This is a genomic window from Streptomyces sp. NPDC001270, assembly GCF_042896695.1.
Lineage (GTDB): Bacteria > Actinomycetota > Actinomycetes > Streptomycetales > Streptomycetaceae > Streptomyces.
Window position 1 is genome coordinate 1 of sequence record NZ_JBIAXM010000014.1, and the last position, 20,447, is coordinate 20,447.

Annotated in this window: 21 protein-coding genes, 1 pseudogene and 1 riboswitch; of the genes and pseudogenes, 18 read left to right on the top strand and 4 right to left on the bottom strand. The window is 70.9% G+C overall.

Going from position 1 to position 20,447, the window contains the following annotated elements; translation table 11 throughout:
- From ACFY2B_RS23520 to ACFY2B_RS23530, 3 genes and pseudogenes are all read left to right on the top strand, one after another.
- Positions 1-396: pseudogene (locus ACFY2B_RS23520) on the top strand (cytochrome ubiquinol oxidase subunit I); the annotation flags it as partial.
- Positions 393-791 carry a cytochrome c oxidase subunit 4 gene (locus ACFY2B_RS23525; protein ID WP_376536714.1) on the top strand — a complete coding sequence of 133 codons (399 nt, stop codon included), beginning with the start codon at positions 393-395 and terminating at the stop codon, positions 789-791. The pseudogene ACFY2B_RS23520 and the gene ACFY2B_RS23525, both read left to right, overlap by 4 nt.
- Positions 792-924: 133 nt before the next feature.
- Positions 925-2,211, top strand: coding sequence for an Ig-like domain-containing protein (locus ACFY2B_RS23530; RefSeq protein WP_390765053.1), 1,287 nt, complete (start codon positions 925-927; stop codon positions 2,209-2,211).
- A gap of 141 nt (positions 2,212-2,352) precedes the next feature.
- Here ACFY2B_RS23530 and ACFY2B_RS23535 read toward each other — a convergent pair whose 3' ends face one another.
- Positions 2,353-2,754: a hypothetical protein gene (locus ACFY2B_RS23535; RefSeq protein WP_376536710.1), complete on the bottom strand. Its 402-nt coding sequence runs from the start codon at positions 2,752-2,754 to the stop codon at positions 2,353-2,355.
- 145 nt (positions 2,755-2,899) lie between these two features.
- Here ACFY2B_RS23535 and ACFY2B_RS23540 point away from each other — a divergent pair, with 145 nt between their 5' ends.
- The 8 genes from ACFY2B_RS23540 (at position 2,900) to ACFY2B_RS23575 (ending at position 10,837) form a co-directional block, all read left to right on the top strand.
- Entirely contained in the window at positions 2,900-3,520 is a 621-nt protein-coding gene (locus ACFY2B_RS23540; RefSeq protein WP_376536708.1) for a heme-copper oxidase subunit III, read from the top strand.
- A 74-nt stretch (positions 3,521-3,594) separates the two neighbouring features.
- Positions 3,595-4,407 carry a c-type cytochrome gene (locus ACFY2B_RS23545; RefSeq protein ID WP_390765054.1) on the top strand — a complete coding sequence of 271 codons (813 nt, stop codon included), beginning with the start codon at positions 3,595-3,597 and terminating at the stop codon, positions 4,405-4,407.
- Positions 4,404-5,462 carry a Rieske 2Fe-2S domain-containing protein gene (locus ACFY2B_RS23550; RefSeq protein ID WP_390765055.1) on the top strand — a complete coding sequence of 353 codons (1,059 nt, stop codon included), beginning with the start codon at positions 4,404-4,406 and terminating at the stop codon, positions 5,460-5,462. The genes ACFY2B_RS23545 and ACFY2B_RS23550 overlap by 4 nt, the downstream gene beginning before the upstream one ends.
- Positions 5,459-7,096, top strand: coding sequence for a cytochrome bc complex cytochrome b subunit (locus ACFY2B_RS23555; RefSeq protein WP_390765056.1), 1,638 nt, complete (start codon positions 5,459-5,461; stop codon positions 7,094-7,096). Before ACFY2B_RS23550 ends, ACFY2B_RS23555 begins: the two co-directional genes overlap by 4 nt.
- A 158-nt stretch (positions 7,097-7,254) precedes the next feature.
- Positions 7,255-8,319 carry an anthranilate phosphoribosyltransferase gene (gene trpD, locus ACFY2B_RS23560; RefSeq protein ID WP_390765057.1) on the top strand — a complete coding sequence of 355 codons (1,065 nt, stop codon included), beginning with the start codon at positions 7,255-7,257 and terminating at the stop codon, positions 8,317-8,319.
- A 226-nt stretch (positions 8,320-8,545) separates the two neighbouring features.
- Positions 8,546-8,902 carry a PRC-barrel domain-containing protein gene (locus tag ACFY2B_RS23565; protein ID WP_390765058.1) on the top strand — a complete coding sequence of 119 codons (357 nt, stop codon included), beginning with the start codon at positions 8,546-8,548 and terminating at the stop codon, positions 8,900-8,902.
- Positions 8,903-8,928: 26 nt separating this feature from the next.
- Positions 8,929-9,102 carry a hypothetical protein gene (locus ACFY2B_RS23570; protein ID WP_390765059.1) on the top strand — a complete coding sequence of 58 codons (174 nt, stop codon included), beginning with the start codon at positions 8,929-8,931 and terminating at the stop codon, positions 9,100-9,102.
- 83 nt (positions 9,103-9,185) lie between these two features.
- Positions 9,186-9,302: riboswitch (SAM riboswitch) on the top strand.
- A 173-nt stretch (positions 9,303-9,475) separates the two neighbouring features.
- Positions 9,476-10,837, top strand: a complete 1,362-nt coding sequence (locus tag ACFY2B_RS23575) for an aminotransferase class V-fold PLP-dependent enzyme (RefSeq protein WP_390765060.1) — start codon at positions 9,476-9,478, stop codon at positions 10,835-10,837.
- A gap of 39 nt (positions 10,838-10,876) precedes the next feature.
- On the opposite strand, the gene ACFY2B_RS23580 is transcribed toward ACFY2B_RS23575, so the two are convergent.
- Together ACFY2B_RS23580 and ACFY2B_RS23585 are read right to left on the bottom strand one after the other, a co-directional pair.
- Positions 10,877-11,158, bottom strand: coding sequence for an Lrp/AsnC family transcriptional regulator (locus tag ACFY2B_RS23580; protein ID WP_390765061.1), 282 nt, complete (start codon positions 11,156-11,158; stop codon positions 10,877-10,879).
- The gene (locus ACFY2B_RS23585) at positions 11,155-11,898 is read right to left on the bottom strand and encodes a rhomboid family intramembrane serine protease (protein WP_390765062.1); all 744 of its coding nucleotides are present in this window, start codon (positions 11,896-11,898) and stop codon (positions 11,155-11,157) included. The genes ACFY2B_RS23580 and ACFY2B_RS23585 overlap by 4 nt, the downstream gene beginning before the upstream one ends.
- A 155-nt stretch (positions 11,899-12,053) precedes the next feature.
- Here ACFY2B_RS23585 and ACFY2B_RS23590 point away from each other — a divergent pair, with 155 nt between their 5' ends.
- From ACFY2B_RS23590 to ACFY2B_RS23610, 5 genes are all read left to right on the top strand, one after another.
- The gene (locus ACFY2B_RS23590) at positions 12,054-12,293 is read left to right on the top strand and encodes a hypothetical protein (RefSeq protein WP_376536688.1); all 240 of its coding nucleotides are present in this window, start codon (positions 12,054-12,056) and stop codon (positions 12,291-12,293) included.
- A 39-nt stretch (positions 12,294-12,332) separates the two neighbouring features.
- Positions 12,333-13,676 (top strand): NYN domain-containing protein, encoded by a 1,344-nt coding sequence (locus ACFY2B_RS23595; protein ID WP_390765063.1) that lies wholly within the window; start codon positions 12,333-12,335, stop codon positions 13,674-13,676.
- 209 nt (positions 13,677-13,885) lie between these two features.
- Positions 13,886-14,920 carry an NlpC/P60 family protein gene (locus ACFY2B_RS23600; RefSeq protein WP_390765064.1) on the top strand — a complete coding sequence of 345 codons (1,035 nt, stop codon included), beginning with the start codon at positions 13,886-13,888 and terminating at the stop codon, positions 14,918-14,920.
- Between the two features lie 368 nt (positions 14,921-15,288).
- Positions 15,289-16,296 (top strand): NlpC/P60 family protein, encoded by a 1,008-nt coding sequence (locus ACFY2B_RS23605; RefSeq protein ID WP_390765065.1) that lies wholly within the window; start codon positions 15,289-15,291, stop codon positions 16,294-16,296.
- A gap of 31 nt (positions 16,297-16,327) precedes the next feature.
- Positions 16,328-17,530 (top strand): hypothetical protein, encoded by a 1,203-nt coding sequence (locus ACFY2B_RS23610; protein ID WP_390765066.1) that lies wholly within the window; start codon positions 16,328-16,330, stop codon positions 17,528-17,530.
- Between the two features lie 23 nt (positions 17,531-17,553).
- Here the strand turns inward: ACFY2B_RS23610 and ACFY2B_RS23615 are convergent, their stop codons facing one another.
- The gene (locus ACFY2B_RS23615) at positions 17,554-18,795 is read right to left on the bottom strand and encodes a glycosyltransferase 87 family protein (RefSeq protein WP_390765227.1); all 1,242 of its coding nucleotides are present in this window, start codon (positions 18,793-18,795) and stop codon (positions 17,554-17,556) included.
- 153 nt (positions 18,796-18,948) lie between these two features.
- Here ACFY2B_RS23615 and ACFY2B_RS23620 point away from each other — a divergent pair, with 153 nt between their 5' ends.
- Positions 18,949-19,077 carry a hypothetical protein gene (locus ACFY2B_RS23620; RefSeq protein ID WP_390765244.1) on the top strand — a complete coding sequence of 43 codons (129 nt, stop codon included), beginning with the start codon at positions 18,949-18,951 and terminating at the stop codon, positions 19,075-19,077.
- 76 nt (positions 19,078-19,153) lie between these two features.
- Positions 19,154-20,296, top strand: coding sequence for a glycosyltransferase family 4 protein (locus ACFY2B_RS23625; protein WP_390765067.1), 1,143 nt, complete (start codon positions 19,154-19,156; stop codon positions 20,294-20,296).
- Positions 20,297-20,447: the final 151 nt, after the last annotated feature.

Consider the following 20,447-nt stretch of genomic DNA (forward strand, 5'->3'; position numbering starts at 1 on the left):
GGGACCTTCCTGGTCCAGCACTGGCTGGGCGCGGAGGGCATGCCGCGCCGGTACGCCGACTATCTGGCGGCCGACGGCTTCACCGCGCTGAACACGGTCTCGACGATCTCCTCTTTCCTGCTCGGCCTGTCGATCCTGCCGTTCCTCTACAACGTCTGGAAGACCGCCAAGTACGGCAAGAAGGTCGAGGTCGACGACCCGTGGGGCTACGGCCGCTCGCTGGAGTGGGCCACCTCCTGCCCGCCGCCGCGGCACAACTTCCTCACCCTGCCGCGGATCCGCAGCGAATCCCCGGCGTTCGACCTGCACCACCCTGAGATCGCGGCCCTGGAGCAGCTGGAGCACGCCGGTGTCGGCAGCAGCGCCATCGCGAGCGGCAAGGAGGCCGGCAAGTGAAGATCCAAGGCCGGATGTTCATGTGGCTGAGCTTCTTCGTGCTCGCCGTGGCGATCGTCTACGGCGTGTGGTCGAAGGAGCCGGCCGGTACCACGGCACTCTTCCTGGTCTTCGGCCTGTGCATCATGATCGGCTTCTACCTGGGCTTCACCGCCCGGCGGGTCGACGCGGGTGCCCAGGACAACAAGGAGGCCGACGTCGCGGACGACGCGGGCGAGCTGGGCTTCTTCAGCCCGCACAGCTGGCAGCCGCTCGCCCTCGGCATCGGCGGCGCGCTGGCCTTCCTCGGCATCGCCGTCGGCTGGTGGCTGCTCTACTTCTCCGCGCCGATCATCCTGATCGGACTGTTCGGGTGGGTGTTCGAGTACTACCACGGTGAGAACCGCACCCAGTAACACGTACTGACTGGTCATGGGAGCCCGGACCCTCCTCACGGAGGTCCGGGCTTCTGGCATATGACCCAACCGCATTCACCCGAACGGGTCGCTCAACGCGCCAGCGTTTGACGTTGCTCCGTACGGTGAGGCCATGAGCCACACTGCGTTCTCCCACGGCCCCCGATCCCGCACCCGCACCGCCGTCGGCTGCACGCTGCTGGTGACCGCCCTCGGAGCCGGCGTCACGGCCTGCGGCTCGGGCGGCGGCGACCCGCTGGCGGCCAAGCCGTACGACGCGGCGGGTCAGATCTCCTTCAACGGCCCGAAGGACGCCGGGAAGAAAGCCGACCCGGACAAGCCCCTGGAGGTCACCGCCAGGACCGGTGACGGACGCATCACGGACGTCACGGCCATGGACGCGACGGGGCGCTACGTGGCGGGCGAACTGGCTGCTGACGGCAGCCGCTGGCACAGCACCTCCCCGCTCGCCGCGGACGCCCACTACACCGTGCGGATCAGCACGGAGAACCGGAGCGGGGCACCGGGCCGCAAGACCCTCACCTTCGACACCAGCCGGCCCGACAGCAAGAAGACCCTGGACGTCACCTTCGGCCCCAAGGCCGGCGAGTACGGCGTCGGCCAGCCCATCACGGCCGACCTCAGCCAGCCCATCAAGGACAAGGCGCAGCGGGCCGTCGTGGAGAGCGCCCTCAGGGTCGACTCCACGCCCGCGGTGCAGGGCTCCTGGTACTGGGTGGACGACAAACAGCTCCACTTCCGGCCCAAGGACTTCTGGCCCGCCCACGCCACCCTCCAGGTGCACAGCAACCTGGAGGGCATCCGGATCGGCGACCGGCTGCGCGGCGGCAAGGCGCAACCCCTGACGATCACCACGGGGGACCGGATGGAGGCCGTCACGGACGCCGCCACCCACACCCTGACGGTCTACAAGAACGGCCAGGAGATCAACCAGATCCCGGTCACCACCGGCAAGCCCGGCTACGAGACTCGCAACGGCGTCAAGGTGGTGCTGGAGAAGGAGTACTTCGTACGGATGCGCGGTACCACCGTCGGCATCGCCGCGGGCTCGTCGGACAACTACGACCTGCCGGTGTACTACGCGACCCGCGTCACCTGGTCCGGCGAGTACTTGCACGCCGCCCCCTGGTCCGTCGGCTCCCAGGGCTCCGCCAACGTCAGCCACGGCTGCACCGGCATGAGCACCGGCAACGCCAAATGGTTCTTCGACACCGTCCGCCCCGGAGACATCGTCAAGGTCATCAACTCCAACGGCGACCAGATGGAGGACTTCGGCAACGGCTTCGGCGACTGGAACGTCGACTGGAACAAGTGGCGCACCGGCAGCGCCGTGACGGCGGGCGCCGGAAACACCGCGAGCGAGCAGGAGGCGGCACGGTTGCAGCCGACGGCCCTGTGACCGGCCGGAATCACTCGCAGTTCCCCGGGCCCCGCGAGGGGCGCGGGGAACTGCGCGACCGGCCACGACGCAGCCGCAGACGAACGGACGGCAGCACACTCCCCTCTTGAGCGGCCCCCAAGGTGAGCGCCCAGCGCCCCGTCAGGCGTTCTGCAACCGCTTCTGCCGCAGCAGGGAGGCCAGCGCCCCGGCGAACTCGACCGGCTCCACCGGCAGTGTCACCGCCGCGTCGGCCCGGCTCCACGTGGCCAGCCAGGCGTCCTGCGGCCGGCCGATGAGCAGCAGCACCGGCGGGCAGTGGAACACCTCGTCCTTGATCTGCCGGCAGACCCCCATGCCGCCCATCGGTACGGCCTCGCCGTCCAGCACGACGGCGTCGATGCCGCCCCGGTCCAGTTCCCGCAGCACCGCCGCGGGCGTCGCGCACTCGATGAACTCGACCAGCGGGACATCGGGAGCCGGCCGTCGGCCGGTGGCCATCCGTACCTGCTCGCGGGTGTTGGAATCGTCGCTGTAGACCAGCACCGTGGCGGTCGGCTGCATGGTTCCTCCGAGACGTCAGCGTCGTACGGACAAGGCCGTTTGGGCGGATGCTACCCCCATGAACACCACGTCAACAGCGGTATGACAGGCGAAGACACTCCGAACGGCACCCCCGGGAGTGAGGGCGAGATAAGCGACCGACATAATGTCGGTCGTGGCGACAGCAACGACAGTAGAAACCGGGCACGCGCACCCGTCGGTCAACCGGCCGAACCTCACCAGCGTCGGAACCATCATCTGGCTGAGTTCCGAGCTGATGTTCTTCGCGGCCCTCTTCGCGATGTACTTCACCCTGCGTTCGGTGACCGGAGAGGCTCACTGGAAGTCGATGGCGCACGCGCTCAACGTGCCCTTCTCCGCGACGAACACCACGATCCTGGTGCTCTCCTCGCTCACCTGCCAGCTCGGCGTGTTCGCCGCCGAGCGCGGTGACGTGAAGAAGCTCCGCGGCTGGTTCATCGTGACCTTCATCATGGGCGCGATCTTCATCGGCGGTCAGATCTACGAGTACACGGAGTTGGTGAAGAAGGACGGGATCTCCCTTTCCTCCGACCCGTACGGCTCGGTGTTCTACCTGACCACCGGCTTCCACGGGCTGCACGTGACGGGCGGTCTCATCGCCTTCCTGCTGGTCCTCGGCCGTACCTACGCGGCGAAGAGGTTCACGCACGAGCAGGCGACCGCCGCCATCGTCGTGTCCTACTACTGGCACTTCGTCGATGTCGTCTGGATCGGCCTCTTCGCCACGATCTACCTGATCAAGTAATCGGCGTGCCGGACGACGGCAACCGATCCATTCCAGAAGCATCGACGCAGAAGATCCTGACACCGGGGTAATCCGTGAAAAAGCTCTCCGCACGACGACGCCATCCGCTGGCGGCGGTCGTCGTCCTACTCTTCGCGCTGGCGGCCACGGGGGGGCTGTACGCCGCGTTCGCGCCCGCGGGCAAGGCGCAGGCCGACACTGCGGCCCAGTCCCTGACCATCGAGGAGGGCAAGAAGCTCTATACCGTCGGCTGCGCCAGCTGCCACGGCACCGGTGGCCAGGGCTCCTCCGACGGCCCGAGCCTCGTGGGTGTCGGTGCCGCCGCCGTGGACTTCCAGGTGGGCACCGGCCGGATGCCGGCCGCGACCTCCCAGGGCGCGCAGGTCCCGGCCAAGAAGAACATCTACTCGCAGGCCCAGATCGACCAGCTCGCGGCGTACGTCGCCTCGCTGGGCGCCGGTCCCGAGATCCCGACCGAGGCGCAGTACGGCCCGGCGGGGGCGGACATCGCCAAGGGCGGCGAGCTGTTCCGTACGAACTGCGCGCAGTGCCACAACTTCACCGGTAAGGGCGGTGCGCTGACCGAGGGCAAGTTCGCGCCGAACCTCCAGGACGTCGCCCCGAAGCACCTGTACGAGGCCATGCAGACCGGCCCGCAGAACATGCCCTCCTTCCCCGACACCGTTCTGTCGGAGAAGAACAAGAAGGACGTCATCGCGTACCTGAACGCGGTCAACAGCAGCGGCACCGAGAACCCCGGTGGCCTGGACCTGGGCGGTCTCGGACCGGTCAGTGAAGGTCTGTTCGCTTGGATCTTCGGACTGGGCGTACTGATCGCGGTCGCCGTCTGGGTCGCCGCTCGGACCGCAAAGGCCAAGAAGTCATGAGTAGCCAAGACATTCCAGAAGAGAACCTGCCCGCCGAGCAGGGCGGCGCGCACGGCGCGCTGGGCGTCGCGGACGAGAAGAGCCCGTTCGCCGACCCGGGACTGCCGCCGCACGAGCACCGGATCCAGGACATCGACGAGCGGGCCGCCAAGCGGTCCGAGCGCAACGTCGCCCTGCTGTTCACGGTGTCGATGCTGGCGACCGTCGGTTTCATCGCCTCGTACGTGGCGATCCCGTCCGACAAGTCGATCTTCGTCTTCCCGATCGGCCACATCAGCGCGCTGAACTTCGCGCTCGGTCTGACGCTCGGCGGCGCGCTGTTCTGCATCGGCGCGGGCGCGGTCCACTGGGCCCGCACCCTGATGTCCGACGTGGAACTCGCCGACGACCGGCACGCGATCGAGGCGACCCCCGAGGTCCGCGAGCAGGTGTTCGCGGACTTCAAGCAGGGCGCCAAGGAGTCGGCGCTCGGCCGCCGCAAGCTGATCCGCAACACGATGTTCGGCGCGCTCACCCTGGTGCCGCTGTCCGGCGTCGTCCTGCTGCGCGACCTCGGCACCCTGCCCGAGACCAAGCTCCGCCACACGCTGTGGTCGAAGGGCAAGCTGCTCGTCAACATGAACACCAACGAGCCGCTGCGTCCCTCGGACATCGCCGTCGGCTCGCTGACCTTCGCCAAGCCCGAGGGCCTGGAGGAGAGCGACGAGGAGTTCCAGACGGAGATGGCCAAGGCCGCTCTCATGATCGTCCGGATCCAGCCCGACAACATCAAGGACAAGCGCGAACTCGAGTGGTCGCACGAGGGAATCGTGGCCTACTCGAAGATCTGCACCCACGTCGGTTGCCCGATCTCGCTGTACGAGCAGCAGACGCACCACGTGCTCTGCCCATGCCACCAGTCCACCTTCGACCTCTCCGACGGTGCCCGAGTGATCTTCGGTCCGGCCGGTCACGCCCTGCCGCAGTTGCACATCGGCGTGAGCGACGAGGGCTACCTCCAGGCGCTCGGCGACTTCGCGGAGCCCGTCGGTCCTGCATTCTGGGAGCGCGGATGAGCACTGCATCGAACGAAGCACCCCGCTCACGCGGGAAGGCACCGGCCGGCGAACGCGTCGCCGACTGGGCCGACGGCCGGCTCGGGGTCTACTCCCTGGCCAAGGCCAACATGCGCAAGATCTTCCCCGACCACTGGTCGTTCATGTTGGGTGAGGTCTCCCTCTACAGCTTCCTCATCATCATCCTCACGGGTGTGTACCTGACGCTGTTCTTCCACCCGTCGATGAACGAAGTGGAATACCACGGCTCGTACGTCCCGCTCCAGGGACAGTTGATGTCCGAGGCGTTCAACTCGACCATGCACATCTCCTTCGATGTGCGCGGTGGTCTGCTCGTCCGGCAGATCCACCACTGGGCCGCGCTGATCTTCCTCGCCGGCATGTTCGTGCACATGATGCGCGTGTTCTTCACCGGCGCGTTCCGCAAGCCGCGTGAGATCAACTGGCTGTTCGGCTTCCTGCTGTTCATGCTGGGCATGTTCACCGGCTTCACCGGTTACTCGCTCCCGGACGACCTGCTCTCCGGCACCGGTGTCCGCTTCATGGAGGGCGCGATCCTGTCCGTGCCGATCGTCGGCACGTACCTCTCGTTCTTCCTCTTCGGCGGCGAGTTCCCCGGCCACGACTTCGTGGCCCGGTTCTACTCGATCCACATCCTGCTGCTGCCGGGCATCATGCTCGGGCTGGTGGTCGGCCACCTGATCCTGGTCTTCTACCACAAGCACACGCAGTTCGCGGGCCCCGGACGGACCGAGAAGAACGTGGTCGGCATGCCGCTGCTGCCGGTCTACATGGCCAAGGCCGGAGGCTTCTTCTTCCTGGTCTTCGGTGCCATCGCGGCCATCGCGGCCATCGCGCAGATCAACCCGATCTGGGCCATCGGCCCCTACCGGCCGGACCAGGTGTCCACCGGCGCCCAGCCCGACTGGTACATGGGCTTCGCCGAGGGTCTGATCCGCTTCATGCCGGGCTGGGAGGTCAACTTCTGGGGCCACACGCTGGTCCTGGGCGTGTTCATCCCGCTGGTCCTCTTCCCGCTGGTGCTGATGGCGATCGCCGTCTACCCGTTCATCGAGTCCTGGGTCACCGGGGACAAGAGCGAGCACCACATCCTGGACCGCCCGCGCAACGCCCCGACGCGTACCGCGTTCGGCGTCGCCTGGATCACGATCTACATGATCACGCTGGTCGGCGGCGGCAACGACCTGTGGGCCACGCATCTGCACCTGTCGATCAACGCCGTCACCTGGTTCGTCCGGATCTTCTTCTTCCTCGGACCGATCATCGCGTTCATCGTCACCAAGCGGATCTGCCTGGGCCTGCAACGCCGGGACCGCGACAAGGTGCTGCACGGCCGTGAGACCGGCGTCATCAAGCGGCTGCCGCACGGTGAGTTCATCGAGGTCCACGAGCCGCTCAGCCAGGAGCAGTTGCACACCCTCACGTCCCACCACCAGTACGCGCCGGCCGAGATCGGCCCGACGGTCGACGAGAACGGTGTCGAGCGGAAGGTGAAGGGTTCCGAGAAGCTGCGCGCCAAGCTCAGCGACGCCTACTACGGCGAGGACTCCCAGATCCCGAAGCCCAGCGTCGAGGAGTACAAGGAGATCACGAGCGGCCACGGCCACCACTGATCGCTGCGCACACCACGCCACACACGAGGGGCCCCGTCCTCCCCCGGCTCGAAAGAGCAGGGGGAACCCCATCCGGACGGGGCCCCTCGTCGTATGCCGGGACGGATAGGGTGGAGGCCCGGACCGGATCACCCCGGTCCACGACCCAGGAGCGGCTGATGAGCGCTGTGACCCCCGCTGGAGGCGACACCGCGGCGGGCCGTTCCTGGCCCGACCTGCTGAGCGCGCTGCTGCGCGGCCACGACCTGAGCGCCGGCGACACGGCCTGGGCCATGGACCGCATCATGCGCGGCGAGGCCGCGGACGCCCAGATCGCCGGTTTCCTGGTGGCCCTGCGGGCCAAGGGGGAGACGGTCGAGGAGATCACCGGCCTCGTCGAGGCGATGTACGCGCACGCCAAGCCGCTGGACATCCCCGGGCCGGCCGTCGACATCGTCGGCACGGGCGGCGACCGGGCCCGTACGGTCAACATCTCGACGATGTCCTCCATCGTGATCGCGGGGACCGGCGCGAAGGTCGTCAAACACGGCAACCGGGCGTCGTCCTCCGCGAGTGGATCGTCCGACGTGCTCGAACAGCTCGGCGTCAACCTGGATCTGACGCCGGAGCAGGTGGCCCGGGTGGTCGAGGAGGCCGGGATCACCTTCTGTTTCGCGACCGTCTTCCATCCCTCGATGCGGTTCGTCGGCGCGGTCCGGCGCGACCTCGGGATCCCGACCTCGTTCAACCTCCTCGGCCCGCTGACCAACCCGGCCCGGGTCGGTGCCTCGGCGATCGGCTGCTTCGACACCCGGATGGCCGGGCTCATCGCCGGCGTGCTGGCCGAGCGCGGCTCGTCCGCACTGGTCTTCCGGGGGGACGACGGCCTCGACGAACTGACGACCACCGCCACCTCCCGGGTGTGGGTGGTGCGCGACGGCAAGGTCACCGAGCACGTCTTCGACCCGCGGGACGTCGGTCTGGACCTGGTGCCGGTGGAGGCCCTGCGCGGCGCCGACCCCGCCTACAACGCGGCGGTGGCCCGCCGCCTGCTGGACGGCGAGCCCGGCCCGGTACGGGATGCCGTCCTGCTGAACTCGGCGGCGGCCCTGGTGGCCCTGAACCCGGGGGACGGGCCGCTGGTGGAGCAGATCCGCGCCGCCATGGCCAAGGCCGCGGAGTCGATCGACTCGGGCGCGGCCAGGCACTCCCTGGACCACTGGGTGACCGCCAGTCACGCCTAGGGCTGCGACCGGAAAGGTTCACCGGCTGGCGACGCCCAGTACGGCTCCCCCCTCGCTCGGCTCCGCTCGCGCGGGAGGCGCTCCCGGCACCGGACGGCGCGAGTTTTCCGGCAAACCTTTCCGGCCACGGCACCAGTGCCCGGGCGACCCGCGGAAATACCAGGTCAAACTGGTCATAGTACAGTGGGGCACAGGAGAGTCCCCGGCGGGCCGCAAGGAGCCAGGCATGATCCATTCAGCCGATATCCGCGAGTGGCGCAACCGTGATGTGATCGATCCCGAGGGCCGCAAGATCGGTGCCCTGGAAGGGGTCTACGTGGACACCACCACCGACGCGCCGTCCGTGGCCACCGTCCGAACCGGGCTGCCCACCCGGCAGCGACTCGTCTTCGTCCCCGTCGACGAGGCGACCGTAGGACCCGGATACGTGCGGGTGGCGTACACGAAGGGGCAAGTGAGGAAGGCGCCGTCGATCGGCACGGACGGCGTCCTGCCGGCCGCCCGCGAGGAAGAGATCTTCAAGCACTACGACCGGCCCTACGAGCCGGGCGCCGACCGCGGGCGCCGCCTCGCGCGCCGCTGAGGCCGGATCGGAGGAGGTGGCCGCCCGTGTTGGCGTTCTTCCTGTTCTTGATCCTCGTGGCGGTCGGCCTGGGACTGGTCGGCACGGTGGTGCAGGGACTGACCTACCTTCTGGTCATCGGTGTGGTGGTCTTCGTGGCCGACCTCCTGCTGGTCGGCGCGCGCTGGGCGCGGCGATCGCACCGGCGCCTCGTCCGGTGACGGGGCCGCGCCCACGCGTGTGTGCGTCCCGTCATCCGGACACGAGTTGCGGGCGATCGATCACCCGCGTATTTTTCCGTCCAGGTCATGAGTGACAGTCATTCGGCCCCGGCCGACTGTCCGGCAACCCTCCGTCCGTGGCGGGGTGCCCCGGGTGAAGACCAGGCCGTAGGCAGCGAGGTCTGCGGCAAGCGCGGACCCCTCGTGGAATCCAGGGGTCCTGGACGCCGAGGGAGCCACCCGTGAGCAAGCGAATGCGATAGGGCCGCAGAGCCCCGCCTCCGCACCCCCTTTTCCCCTTCCCGCGCTGAGCCGCACCCTCCGTACCGGTGCTCGCGCGGCGAATTTCGCCTGCCTTCACGGGAGTTGTGCCATGTCTGTCTCCACCGCTGCCTCCGCCCCGTCCGTGTGCGCCCCGCTGCCCGTCCTGGGCCGTGACGTCACCGTCCCGCTCGTCACCGGCGGCGAGGTCACCTACGCCGCACTCGACTACGCCGCCAGCGCCCCCGCCCTCCAGCGCGTCTGGGACGACGTCGCCGCGTACGCCCCCTACTACGGCAGCGTGCACCGCGGCGCCGGCTACCTCTCGCAGCTGTCCACCGACCTGTTCGAGAACGCCCGCGCGACCGTCGCCGGGTTCCTGGACTGCCGCGCCGACGACCAGGTGATCTTCACCCGTTCCACCACCGACTCGCTCAACCTCCTCGCCGCCGTGGTCCCGGCCGACTGCCAGGTCTTCGTCTTCGAGACCGAGCACCACGCCTCCCTGCTGCCCTGGAAGAACGCCCGGGTCAGCTATCTCGACGCACCCGAAACCCCGGCACAGGCCGTCGCGACCCTCCGGCGGGCGCTGGGCGACCGTGACCCGCAGGCCCCGGCCCTGGTCTGCGTCACCGGCGCCTCCAACGTCACCGGTGAGCTGTGGCCGGTGCGCGAGCTGGCCGCCGCCGCCCATGAGCACGGCGCCCGGATCGTCCTGGACGCCGCCCAGCTCGCCCCGCACCACCCGGTGTCGGTGCGCGACCTCGACGTCGACTGGGTCGCCTTCTCCGGGCACAAGCTGTACGCCCCCTTCGGCGCCGGCGTGCTGGCCGGCCGTGCCGACTGGCTGCGCGCGGCGCAGCCGTACCTCGCGGGCGGCGGGGCGAGCCGTACGGTCACCCGGCGGGCGGACGGGGGCGTGGCCGTGGAGTGGCACGAGACGGCCGCCCGCCACGAGGCCGGCTCGCCGAACGTGATCGGCGCCTACGCCGTCGCCTCCGCCTGCAAGGCGCTCACCGAGGCCGGCTTCGACACCCTGGTCGCCCGTGAGCGGCACCTGATCGACACGGTCCGCGCGGGTCTGGCCGAGGTCCCCGAGGTCAGGGTGCTGTCCCTGTTCGGCGACGACGCCCCTCGGGTGGGCGTGCTCTCCTTCGTGGTCGAGGGCTGGAACAGCTCCCACTTCGCCGCGGCGCTCTCCGCCGAGTACGGCATCGGCGTCCGCGACGGGCTGTTCTGCGCCCACCCCCTCGTCCGCACCCTGCTAGGCACCGATCCGCAGTCCCAGGGCGAGTGCGGTGCCCCCGAGGCGGCACCGGGGGAGAAGTCCCTCAACGCCGTACGTGTCAGCTTCGGCGCGGGTACGCCGGACGAGCACGTGGAGCGGTTCGTGACCGCCGTCAAGGAGCTGGTCCGCAATGGCGCGAAGTGGCAGTACCACACCGAGGACGGCCGCTGCGTCCCGGCGTCCTGACCGGCTCCCGGAGCCCGCTGACAGGCCCCTCGGGGCCTGTCAGCTGTCCAGCCCGATGGCGAAGGCCGCTTCCAGGTCGTGCTGGGAGTACGTACGGAAGGCGACGTGGGTGTCCGTGGCCTCCACGCCCTGGATCTTGCTGATGCGGCCGGGGATGACCTCGGCGAGGTCCTCGTGCTGCCCGACCCGGACCATGGCGATCAGGTCGTAGGTGCCGGTGACCGAGAAGACCTCGCTGACGCTGTCCAGCCCGGCGATCTGCTCGGCGATCTCGGGGATCCGGTCCACGCTGGTCTTGATGAGCACGATCGCGGTGATCACGGCTGGTTCTCTCCCTCGGGAGCCGGAGCTGGGGCGGCCTTCACTCTAGCCGCACGCCCGAACCGCACCCAGGCGAAGACGAAGCCCAGCGAGAAGCCCACCAAATGGGCCAGATAGGCCACTCCCGGCCCCTCGGTGGCCTGCCGGGCCGCCGCCCATTGCAGGGCCGCCCAGAAGGGCAGGACGACCCAGGCGGGAAAGCGCAGCGGGAGGAAGAACAGGAAAGGGAGCAGACTGGTGACACGGGCGCCGGGGAACAGGTACAGGAACGCTCCCAGGACCGCGGAGATCGCCCCGGAGGCGCCGACCAGGGACTGCTGGGAGGCGGCGTTGGCGGCGGCGTAGCCGATCAGCGCCAGATATCCGCAGCCGACGTAGAACAGGGTGAACTGCACGCGGCCCATCCGTTCCTCGGTCATCACTCCGAAGACGTAGAGGAACAGCATGTTGCCGAGCAGATGCACCCAGCTGCCGTGCACGAACAGGGCCGTGGCGGGGGTGAGGGCGTCACCGACCGGGCCGGCGAACAGGTTCGTGGGGATGACGCCCCAACGCCGGAAGTACGCGCGCTGGGCGGCCAGCAGCTCGTCACCGGTGCCGTACGTCGGATTGAAGCCGGACGCGGGCCCGATCAGGAAGATCAGGCAGCACAGGGCGATCAGGACGTGCGTCATCGGCGCCGACGAGCCGCGGACCGCTCGGTAGATCCGCCGGGCCGTCGCGCTCCAGTTGCTGATCATGGCTACAGAGCATGACGTAAGGGGACGCAGTAGCACAGACCGCCTCGCCGCCATGGACGAACGGGCGGCGAGTACCCGCCAGGCCGTAGGGTTACGAGCCACACGTGCCGGGCAGACCGCGCGTCACGGAGACTAGAAGGAGGCGAACGGTCGCGATGCCGGTTCCCCTGCCGACCGCCACGACGCGTTGGCGCTGCACCCTCTGCGGCAACCTCACGCGTTTCGACGTCACCCGCGCGTCGAAGGTCGTCGAGTACGTGCACCTGGACCTTGCCGGTGAGCCGAAGGTCGAGGAGCGCGAGGTGGTCAGTGAGACCATCGAGTCGGTGCGCTGCCGCTGGTGCAACGCGGTGGACCAGGTGGAACTGGTGGACAGGCCGGGTGCCGACTCCTGAGCGGGGGAGGCGGTCCCGTACCGGTATTGGGGTGTGAGGATGGTGGAGACCACAGGCGAGGGGCCGGGCGACGGCGCCGCCGAGGTGCTTGACCGTCCGCTGCCCGACGGTGTGCGACGCCGGGTCGTGCAGATCGTCTCGGACGGCTTCGGTGCTCTGACGATCGGTGAACTGCCCGCCCAGTTGCGGCAGTATGCCCGGTTCGCTCCGAACCGTCGCGCCAAGTTCGCGGGCAATGCCATGGCCGCCGCCCTGGAGAACGATCCGCTGTTCCGGCAGCGCATCGGCGAGAAACTGAGAGAGGCGCAGCCGGAACTCTGCGGCGCCCTCGACTCCGGCTCGCCGCCCCCGGCCGCGGACCCGCTCGACGTGGCGGCCGCGGCCTACGTGCTGCGCCCCACCGGCTGGGTGAAGCTGGTGGCCGCGGCCGGCGAGGAGGCCCAGCGGGCGGACGCCGAGCGCGCCGACGAGGAGAGCCGGGCCGAACTGGACCGGCTGCGCGCCGAACTGGACCGGGCCCGCGAGCAGACCCGCGCCGAGACCGAACGGCTGCGTGCCGAACTGGAATCGGCCAAGCGGGAAGCCGAATCGCTGCACCGCAAGCTGCGGTCCGCCCTCAGCGACGTCAAGCGGGGCGACGCCGCGCTGCGCAAGGTCCAGGGCGAGATCGAGGCGGTGCGCGCCGACGGGCAGGCCCAGGTCTCCACGGCCGAGAGCGAGACCCGGCGGCTCAAGGCCCGCCTGGGGGAGGTCGAGGCCGCCCTGGAGGCCAGCCGCAGGGCGGCCCGGGAGGGGCGCAGCGTCGAGGACATGCGGGTGCGGCTGCTGCTCGACACGGTGCTGGACGCGGCCCAGGGGCTGCGCCGGGAGCTGGCGCTGCCGCCCGTCTCGGTGCGGCCCGCCGAGACCGTGGACGCGGTGGAGCCGGGCCGGATGACCCCGAAGGACATCGCGGCGCGGGCGCTGTCCGAGCACGATCCGGCGATCCTGGACCAGCTTCTCGCCCTGCCGCAGGCGCACTTGGTGGTCGACGGCTACAACGTCACGAAGACCGGCTATCCGCAGATGCCGCTGGAGCGGCAGCGGCTGCGGCTGCTCGGCCAGCTCTCGCAGCTGGCCGCGCAGACCGGTGCCGAGGTGACCTGTGTCTTCGACGGTGCCGAACTGGCCGCGCCGGTGCTGCTCGCCCCGCCGCGCGGGGTGCGCGTGCTGTTCTCGAAGCCCGGTGTCACCGCCGACGAGCTGATCCGCCAGCTGGTGCGGGCCGAGCCGCCGGGCCGGCCGGTGATCGTCGCCTCGACCGATCGCGAGGTGGCCGACGGCGTCGCCCGGGCGGGTGCCCGTCCGGTGGCTTCTGCGATGCTTCTCAAGCGACTGCCGTAAACGGCAACGCTCATCCCTAATGCCCGAATTGGGGCAAGTGTTGCGCAACGTAGCGTCAAGTAAACATCACGGCCCGTTAGTTGTGAGCAAAAAATGCATGGTGTGACGGATTTTTTCTCCTGAGGATTTGAACTGATCACAACTGGGTCACTAGGGTCTGGCCTCGAACCTCCACACGGGTGATCACTCAAAAGAAGGAGCCCGTCTCCGTGGCGTCCCACCGTCGACCCAAGCAGCCGAGTCGCACGCGCGTGACCGTGCTGACCACCGCAGCCGCCGCTGCCGTAGCCCTGAGCGCGCAGGCGGCCAACGCGGCCCCCAGCGAGAAGCTGAGCAAGGACGAGGTCAAGGCCAAGGTCGACAAGCTCTACGAGCAGGCGGAGCAGGCCACCGAGAAGTACAACGCGGCCACGGAGAAGCAGGAGAAGCTCCAGAAGGAGATCTCCACGATCCAGGACGACGTCGCCCGTGGCCAGGAGGACCTGAACAAGCTGCGGGACGGCCTCGGCGCCATGGCCAGCGCGCAGTACCGTTCGGGCGGCATAGACCCGTCCGTCCAGCTTTTCCTGTCCGCCAACCCGGACGACTACCTCGACAAGGCGTCCACGCTCGACCAGTTGAGCGGCCAGCAGGTCGACGCCCTGAAGAAGATCCAGGACAAACAGCGCGAGCTGTCCCAGGAGCGGACCGAGGCGAGCGGCAAGCTCAAGGACCTCGACTCCACCCGCACCGAGCTGAAGAAGCAGAAGCAGGCGGTCCAGGACAAGCTCGCCGAGGCGCAGAAGCTGCTGAACAGCCTGACGGCGCAGGAGAAGCAGGCCCTGGCGGACGAGCAGGCGCGGGCCAGCCGCTCCTCCGCGGAGCGCGTCGACCTCGGCAACGCCACCGCCGCCTCCGGCCGGGCCTCCGCCGCCTTCTCCGCCGCCCAGAGCAAGATCGGCACGCCGTACGTCTACGGCGCCTCCGGACCCTCCTCCTTCGACTGCTCGGGCCTGACCTCCTGGGCCTACGCCCAGGCCGGCGTCTCCATACCGCGCACCTCCCAGGCGCAGGCCAATGCCGGCACGCGCATCTACAGCCAGAGCGACCTCAAGGTCGGCGACCTGGTGATCTTCTACGGCGACCAGCACCACGTCGGCCTGTACGCGGGCAACGGCCTGGTGCTGCACGCCCCGCGCACCGGCACCGTCGTCCGGTACGAGTCGATCAACAACATGCCGTTCCAGTTCGGCGTCCGGATCTGAGCCGTCACGGCTCGGCCGACCGGGGTATCGAAGCGCCCGAACGGGCGAATCCCGGCAACCGAAACTGACTCCACGCCCCGCCGGTGACCTGCGTCAGCGGCGGGGCGCCACGTTGTGCGACCGCTGACGGTCTTTGGCCGACGGGTATCCGCGCGGCTACTGTCTGCCGCGTTTCCCCCACGGCCCGGACACCCCGTCCCGGCACCGGGGAGACGGCAACCGTCCGCCGGCAGCGCGTGAGCCGAAGGGTGCGCCGGTGCCGTGGGCGCGTGCGCGCAGGCCGAAGGGCCGAGCGTGACCGCTTTCCGGGCACCGGCCGTTCCCCGCAGGCGAGCGAGCGGTCACGAGGTGAAGGAGTGCGGCCTTCCGTGGGGTACCACCGCCGCCTTGCACCGTCCGGGTTCACCCGGGGCATCACCGTCCTGTGCGTTCTGTCCGCGGCCGCCGCGCTCGGCGCCGTACCGGCGGGCGCCGCACCGCGCGGCGACGCCTCCGCCGAGGTGGACCGCCTCTACCAGGAGGCGGAGAAGGCGACCGAGGAATACAACAAGGCGAACGAGCAGACCCTGCGGCTGCGCGAGCAGGTCCGCGACGCCCAGGACCACATCGCCCGGCAGCAGCAGCGCATCAACGCCCTGCGCGAGGAACTGGGTTCGCTGGCCGGCGCACAGTACCGCTCCGGCGGCATCGACCCCACGGTCGCCCTGCTGTTCGCCGCCGACCCGGACGACTACCTCGCCAAGGCCAGCACCCTCGACCGGATCAGCACCCGCCAGGCCGACCGGCTGCGGGCGCTCCGGTCGGCCCAGCGCGGACTCGCCCAGGAGCGCACCGCGACGGCCGGGAAGCTCGCCCGCCTGGAGCACAGCCGCAAGGCCGTCGCCGCGCACAAACGGACCGTGGAGGGGAAACTCGCCAAGGCCCGGGAACTGCTCGACTCCCTGCCCGACGGCCCGCGCGCCGCATACGAGCGGGCCTCCCGCGGCAGCCGGGCCGAGCTGACCGGCCTGCCGGACGGCACCCCCCTGGACGCCCGTACCGCCGCGGCCGTCGCCGCCGCCCGCTCGGCCCTCGGCCGCCCCTACGTCTGGGGCGCCAACGGGCCCTCCGGCTTCGACTGCTCGGGCCTGATGCAGTGGTCGTACGCGCAGGCCGGGATCGGCATCCCGCGCACCTCCCAGGCGCAGCGGTACGCCGGCCGGCAGGTCCCGCTCTCCCAGGCCCGACCCGGCGATCTGGTCGTCTACCGCTCGGACGCCGGGCACGTCGGGATGTACATGGGCAACGGACAGGTGATCCACGCGCCCTACCCGGGCGCACCGGTGCGCTACGACCCGGTGGGCATGATGCCCGTCTCGTCGGTCACCCGGGTCTGACCGCTCCGCCACGCGCCGTACGATCGGGCAGATGGCTGGTCGTGGACTCAGACGGCGTCCGGGCGCCGCGGCGCTCTGGCTGCTGCTCGTCGCGCTGCTCGTCCCGCTGGCCGGGTGCGGCGGGCGGACGGCGGCCGATCCGGCGCGGGCCGAGGTGCAGCGGCTGCTCGACCGGCGCGCGGCGGCGCTCCTCGGGCACGACGGCGGCGCGTACGACGCGACCGGCACCCGCACCGGGTACACGGACCTGCGGGCGGTGCCGCTGGCGTCCTGGTCGTACCGCGTGACCGGCCTGCGGCACACCGGCGCCACCGTCACCGCCGAGGCGCGGCTGAGCTACCGGATCCGCGGCTACGACAGCGCCCCCGTCACCGCCGACCGGACGATCGCCCTCAGCCGCACCGCCGACGGGGGGTGGCACGTCGACTCCGACCGGCCCGCGCGGCAGGCCGGGCAGCAGCTGTGGGACCAGGGCGAGGTGTCGGCCGTCACGGGCGCGCACAGCCTGGTGCTCGGGGTCGGGCAGACCACCGAGCAACTGCGCGGCTACGCCCGGCTCGCCGACCGCGCCGTTCCGGCCGTCTCCGGGGCCTGGGGCACGGACTGGACCCGGCAGACCGTCGTGCTGGTACCGCGCGACCTGGCGGGGATGGCGGGCCTGCTCGGCTCGTCCGCCTCCGCGTACCGGGAGATCGCCGCGGTCACCACCGGCGAGGCGGGCGGCACGGGCAAGGCCCCCGCGGACCGGATCGTCGTCAACCCGGAGGCGTACGCCCAACTCGGCGACGTCGGCAAACAGGTGGTGCTCACCCACGAGACCACCCACGTGGCCACGCGCGCGCACACCACACCGGCCACCCCGCTGTGGCTCTCCGAGGGGTACGCCGACTGGATCGGCTACCTGGGCGAGGGGCGCACGCCGACGCAGGTGGCACCGGAGCTGACCCGCGCGGTCCGCGCCGGGCGGATCCCGGCGGGCCTGCCGGCCGACGGGGACTTCGCGTTCACCGCGGACCCCACCCGGCTCGCCCAGGCGTACGAGGGCGGCTGGCTGGCCTGCCGGATGATCGCCGAGCGCTGGGGCGAGGCCCGGCTGGGCGCGTTCTACCGCGCCGTCGGCGCCCACGGACAGCGGGCGGGCGCGGTCGAGGACGCACTGCGCCAGGTGCTCGGCACCGGCGCGGCGGACTTCACCCGTCAGTGGCAGGACGACCTCAGGTCCCAGCTCTCCTGAGCCGGGCCTGCGGCGGGCCCGGCTCAGGAGGAGACCGGACTCTCCTCCGTACGGGCGGTCCGGCTCGGCGGGGCGGCGGCGGGCCGTGCGGGGACCGTGGCCCGCCACAGCCTGCGGGCCGCGAGCAGCGAGGCGGCGACCAGCAGGCCGTCGCGCAGGAACAGCAGGCCCGTGCCGTACCGGTCGCTGACCACGACGTGCGAGAAGCCGACCGGGAACTCCAGGACGGTCACCAGGGCGGCGGCCAGGACCAGCAGGGCGGGCGGGCCCATCCGGGTGGCACGGAAGGACAGGCAGACCGCGGCCAGCCCGATCAGCCAGACCAGGTACTGCGGGCTGATCACCCGGCTCGTCGTGACGAACAGCAGCACGGCCGTGAACGCGGCGTCCGCGAGCATGTGCGGCCGCGGCCGGGCCCGCCACGCCGCCAGCCGCCACAGCAGCAGCCAGCCGAAGGCGACCGCGGTGAGCGCCAGCGCGGTGGTGCTCACCAGGCCGACGTACGGGCCCAGGAACTCCACCGAGCCGTAGTTGAGCAGCACCTCGCCCCGCCAGCCGTGGTGCCGCGCCACGTGGAAGACCAGGGCACCCAGCGACTCCACCTCGGTGCCCCGGTCGCGCTGGAAGGCGAGGAAGGCGAAGGCGCCCGGCATGGCGAGGGCGAACACCGCAGCCACCCCCACCGCGGTCACCGCCGCGGCACCCCACGCCCGCAGCCGCACGGCACCCACCAGGAGCAGCGCGGGCCACACCTTCACCATCGCCCCGAAGCCCGCCAGCGCCCCCATCACCCGCGGCCGGCGGGCCCCCGCGAACAGCGCGGCCACCGCCACCGCGGTCACCATGACGTCGTAACGGGCGTACGCCGTGGGTCCGAGCAGCGGGAGGCCCGCCACCCACACCCACGCCCCGCGCGGCGACTTGCCGGGGCGCCGGCTCGCGTAACCGAGCAGCGCGAGGACGGCCAGGTCGGCGACGCAGGTCAGGACGAAGAAGGCGGCGGGGTAGGCGAGGAAGGGCAGGGCGCCCGGCGCGAGCACGGCGAGCGCGGCGGCGGGCGGGTACTGCCAGGTCACGTCGTCCAGCGGGAACGTCCCGTGGCGCAGCACCTCGAACCAGCCGTGGTAGATCACCGACACGTCGGTCGTGACGTCCGCGCCCGGGAAGACCAGCACCCGGAAGACGAAGAGGAGCAGCATCAGCCGGGTCAGCCCCCAGACCCCCAGCAGCCCGGCCAGGGACCTCCTCGCGCCCGTCATGTCCAGCCAGCCCCTGTCCGTCGTGTCCCGTTCCGCCCGGCCATGATGTCGCGTCAGGCCGGGCGGGGCCCGGCAATGCCGCCGCGCGGCACGGTCGCGTCGCCCGCCCGGACCGCCCCCGGGGTGGGACGATGCGACTTCGCCGACGAAGGAGGCGCCATGGGTCTGCTCGTCCTGATGCTGGTGGGCCTCGCGGTCGCGGTCCTCGGCGGTGCCGCCGTCGCGGCCCTGGTGGGACTCGCCGCATGGACCAGGTCCCGGCTGCGCCGTGACCGCGGCGCGTCCTGAGCACCGGCCGCCACCCGGGGTCCCGCACCGGTCGCCGGTCCGCGGCGGGCGGGCACGTTGGATAGGTTGGGCCGTGATGCACAAGACCTTGATCGTGACCAACGACTTCCCGCCCCGGCCGGGCGGCATCCAGGCGTTCCTGCACAACATGGCGCTCCGGCTGGATCCCGGGCGGCTCGTCGTGTACGCCTCCACCTGGAAGCGCGGCCGGGAGGGCGCCGAGGCCACGGCCGCCTTCGACGCCGAGCAGCCCTTCACCGTCGTACGCGACCGTACGACGATGCTGCTGCCCACACCCGGGGCGACCCGGCGGGCGGCCGGGCTGCTGCGGGAGCACGGGTGCACCTCGGTGTGGTTCGGGGCGGCGGCGCCGCTCGGCCTGATGGCACCCGCGCTGCGCAAGGCGGGCGCGGAACGGCTGGTCGCCACCACCCACGGGCACGAGGCGGGCTGGTCCCAGCTGCCCGCCGCCCGGCAACTGCTGCGCCGGATCGGGGAGTCCACCGACACGATCACCTACCTCGGCGAGTACACGCGCACCCGGATCGCCGCCGCGCTGGGTCCGGCGGCGGCCGAACGGATGGTGCAACTGCCGCCCGGGGTCGACGAGAAGACCTTCCACCCGGGGTCCGGCGGCGCCGAGGTGCGGGCGCGGCTCGGGCTGACCGACCGGCCGGTCGTGGTGTGCGTCTCCCGGCTGGTCCCGCGCAAGGGCCAGGACACGCTGATCCGGGCCCTGCCCCGGATCCTCGCCGCGCAGCCCGACACGGTGCTGCTGATCGTCGGCGGCGGGCCGTACGAGAAGGACCTGCGCAGGCTCGCCGACGACACCGGGGTGGCCGGCTCGGTCCGCTTCACCGGCGCCGTCCCCTGGTCCGAACTGCCCGCACACTACGGTGCCGGGGACGTCTTCGCGATGCCCTGCCGGACCCGGCGGGGCGGGCTCGACGTCGAGGGCCTCGGGATCGTCTACCTGGAAGCCTCTGCCACTGGCCTGCCGGTCGTCGCCGGCGACTCGGGCGGCGCGCCCGACGCGGTGCTGGACGGGGAGACCGGATGGATCGTCCCCGGCAACGCCCCGGCCGAGACCGCCGAACGCATCACCGCACTCCTCGCCGACCCCGAGCTACGCCACCGGATGGGAGAACGCGGCCGAGCCTGGGTCGAGGAAAAATGGCGCTGGGACCTCCTGGCCCAAAACCTGAAACAACTCCTGTAGCACAACCCCCCGACAGGGGCGCGGGGAACTGCGCGAGCGCCCCTGCTCAAACCCGCACTCGCCCACTGGCGGCAACTCCCTGATAGGGGCGCGGGGAACTGCGCGCTCAGCCCCGCTCAAACCCGCACTCGTCCACCGGCGGCAACTCCCG

Coding starts and splice junctions, on each gene's coding strand:
- ACFY2B_RS23530 (WP_390765053.1), top strand. CDS start 925: ATGAGCCACACTGCGTTCTCCCACGGCCCCCGATCCCGCACCCGCACC.
- ACFY2B_RS23535 (WP_376536710.1), bottom strand. CDS start 2,754: ATGCAGCCGACCGCCACGGTGCTGGTCTACAGCGACGATTCCAACACC.
- ACFY2B_RS23540 (WP_376536708.1), top strand. CDS start 2,900: ATGTCGGTCGTGGCGACAGCAACGACAGTAGAAACCGGGCACGCGCAC.
- ACFY2B_RS23550 (WP_390765055.1), top strand. CDS start 4,404: ATGAGTAGCCAAGACATTCCAGAAGAGAACCTGCCCGCCGAGCAGGGC.
- ACFY2B_RS23555 (WP_390765056.1), top strand. CDS start 5,459: ATGAGCACTGCATCGAACGAAGCACCCCGCTCACGCGGGAAGGCACCG.
- trpD (WP_390765057.1), top strand. CDS start 7,255: ATGAGCGCTGTGACCCCCGCTGGAGGCGACACCGCGGCGGGCCGTTCC.
- ACFY2B_RS23565 (WP_390765058.1), top strand. CDS start 8,546: ATGATCCATTCAGCCGATATCCGCGAGTGGCGCAACCGTGATGTGATC.
- ACFY2B_RS23575 (WP_390765060.1), top strand. CDS start 9,476: ATGTCTGTCTCCACCGCTGCCTCCGCCCCGTCCGTGTGCGCCCCGCTG.
- ACFY2B_RS23585 (WP_390765062.1), bottom strand. CDS start 11,898: ATGATCAGCAACTGGAGCGCGACGGCCCGGCGGATCTACCGAGCGGTC.
- ACFY2B_RS23590 (WP_376536688.1), top strand. CDS start 12,054: ATGCCGGTTCCCCTGCCGACCGCCACGACGCGTTGGCGCTGCACCCTC.
- ACFY2B_RS23595 (WP_390765063.1), top strand. CDS start 12,333: ATGGTGGAGACCACAGGCGAGGGGCCGGGCGACGGCGCCGCCGAGGTG.
- ACFY2B_RS23610 (WP_390765066.1), top strand. CDS start 16,328: ATGGCTGGTCGTGGACTCAGACGGCGTCCGGGCGCCGCGGCGCTCTGG.
- ACFY2B_RS23620 (WP_390765244.1), top strand. CDS start 18,949: ATGGGTCTGCTCGTCCTGATGCTGGTGGGCCTCGCGGTCGCGGTCCTC.
- ACFY2B_RS23625 (WP_390765067.1), top strand. CDS start 19,154: ATGCACAAGACCTTGATCGTGACCAACGACTTCCCGCCCCGGCCGGGC.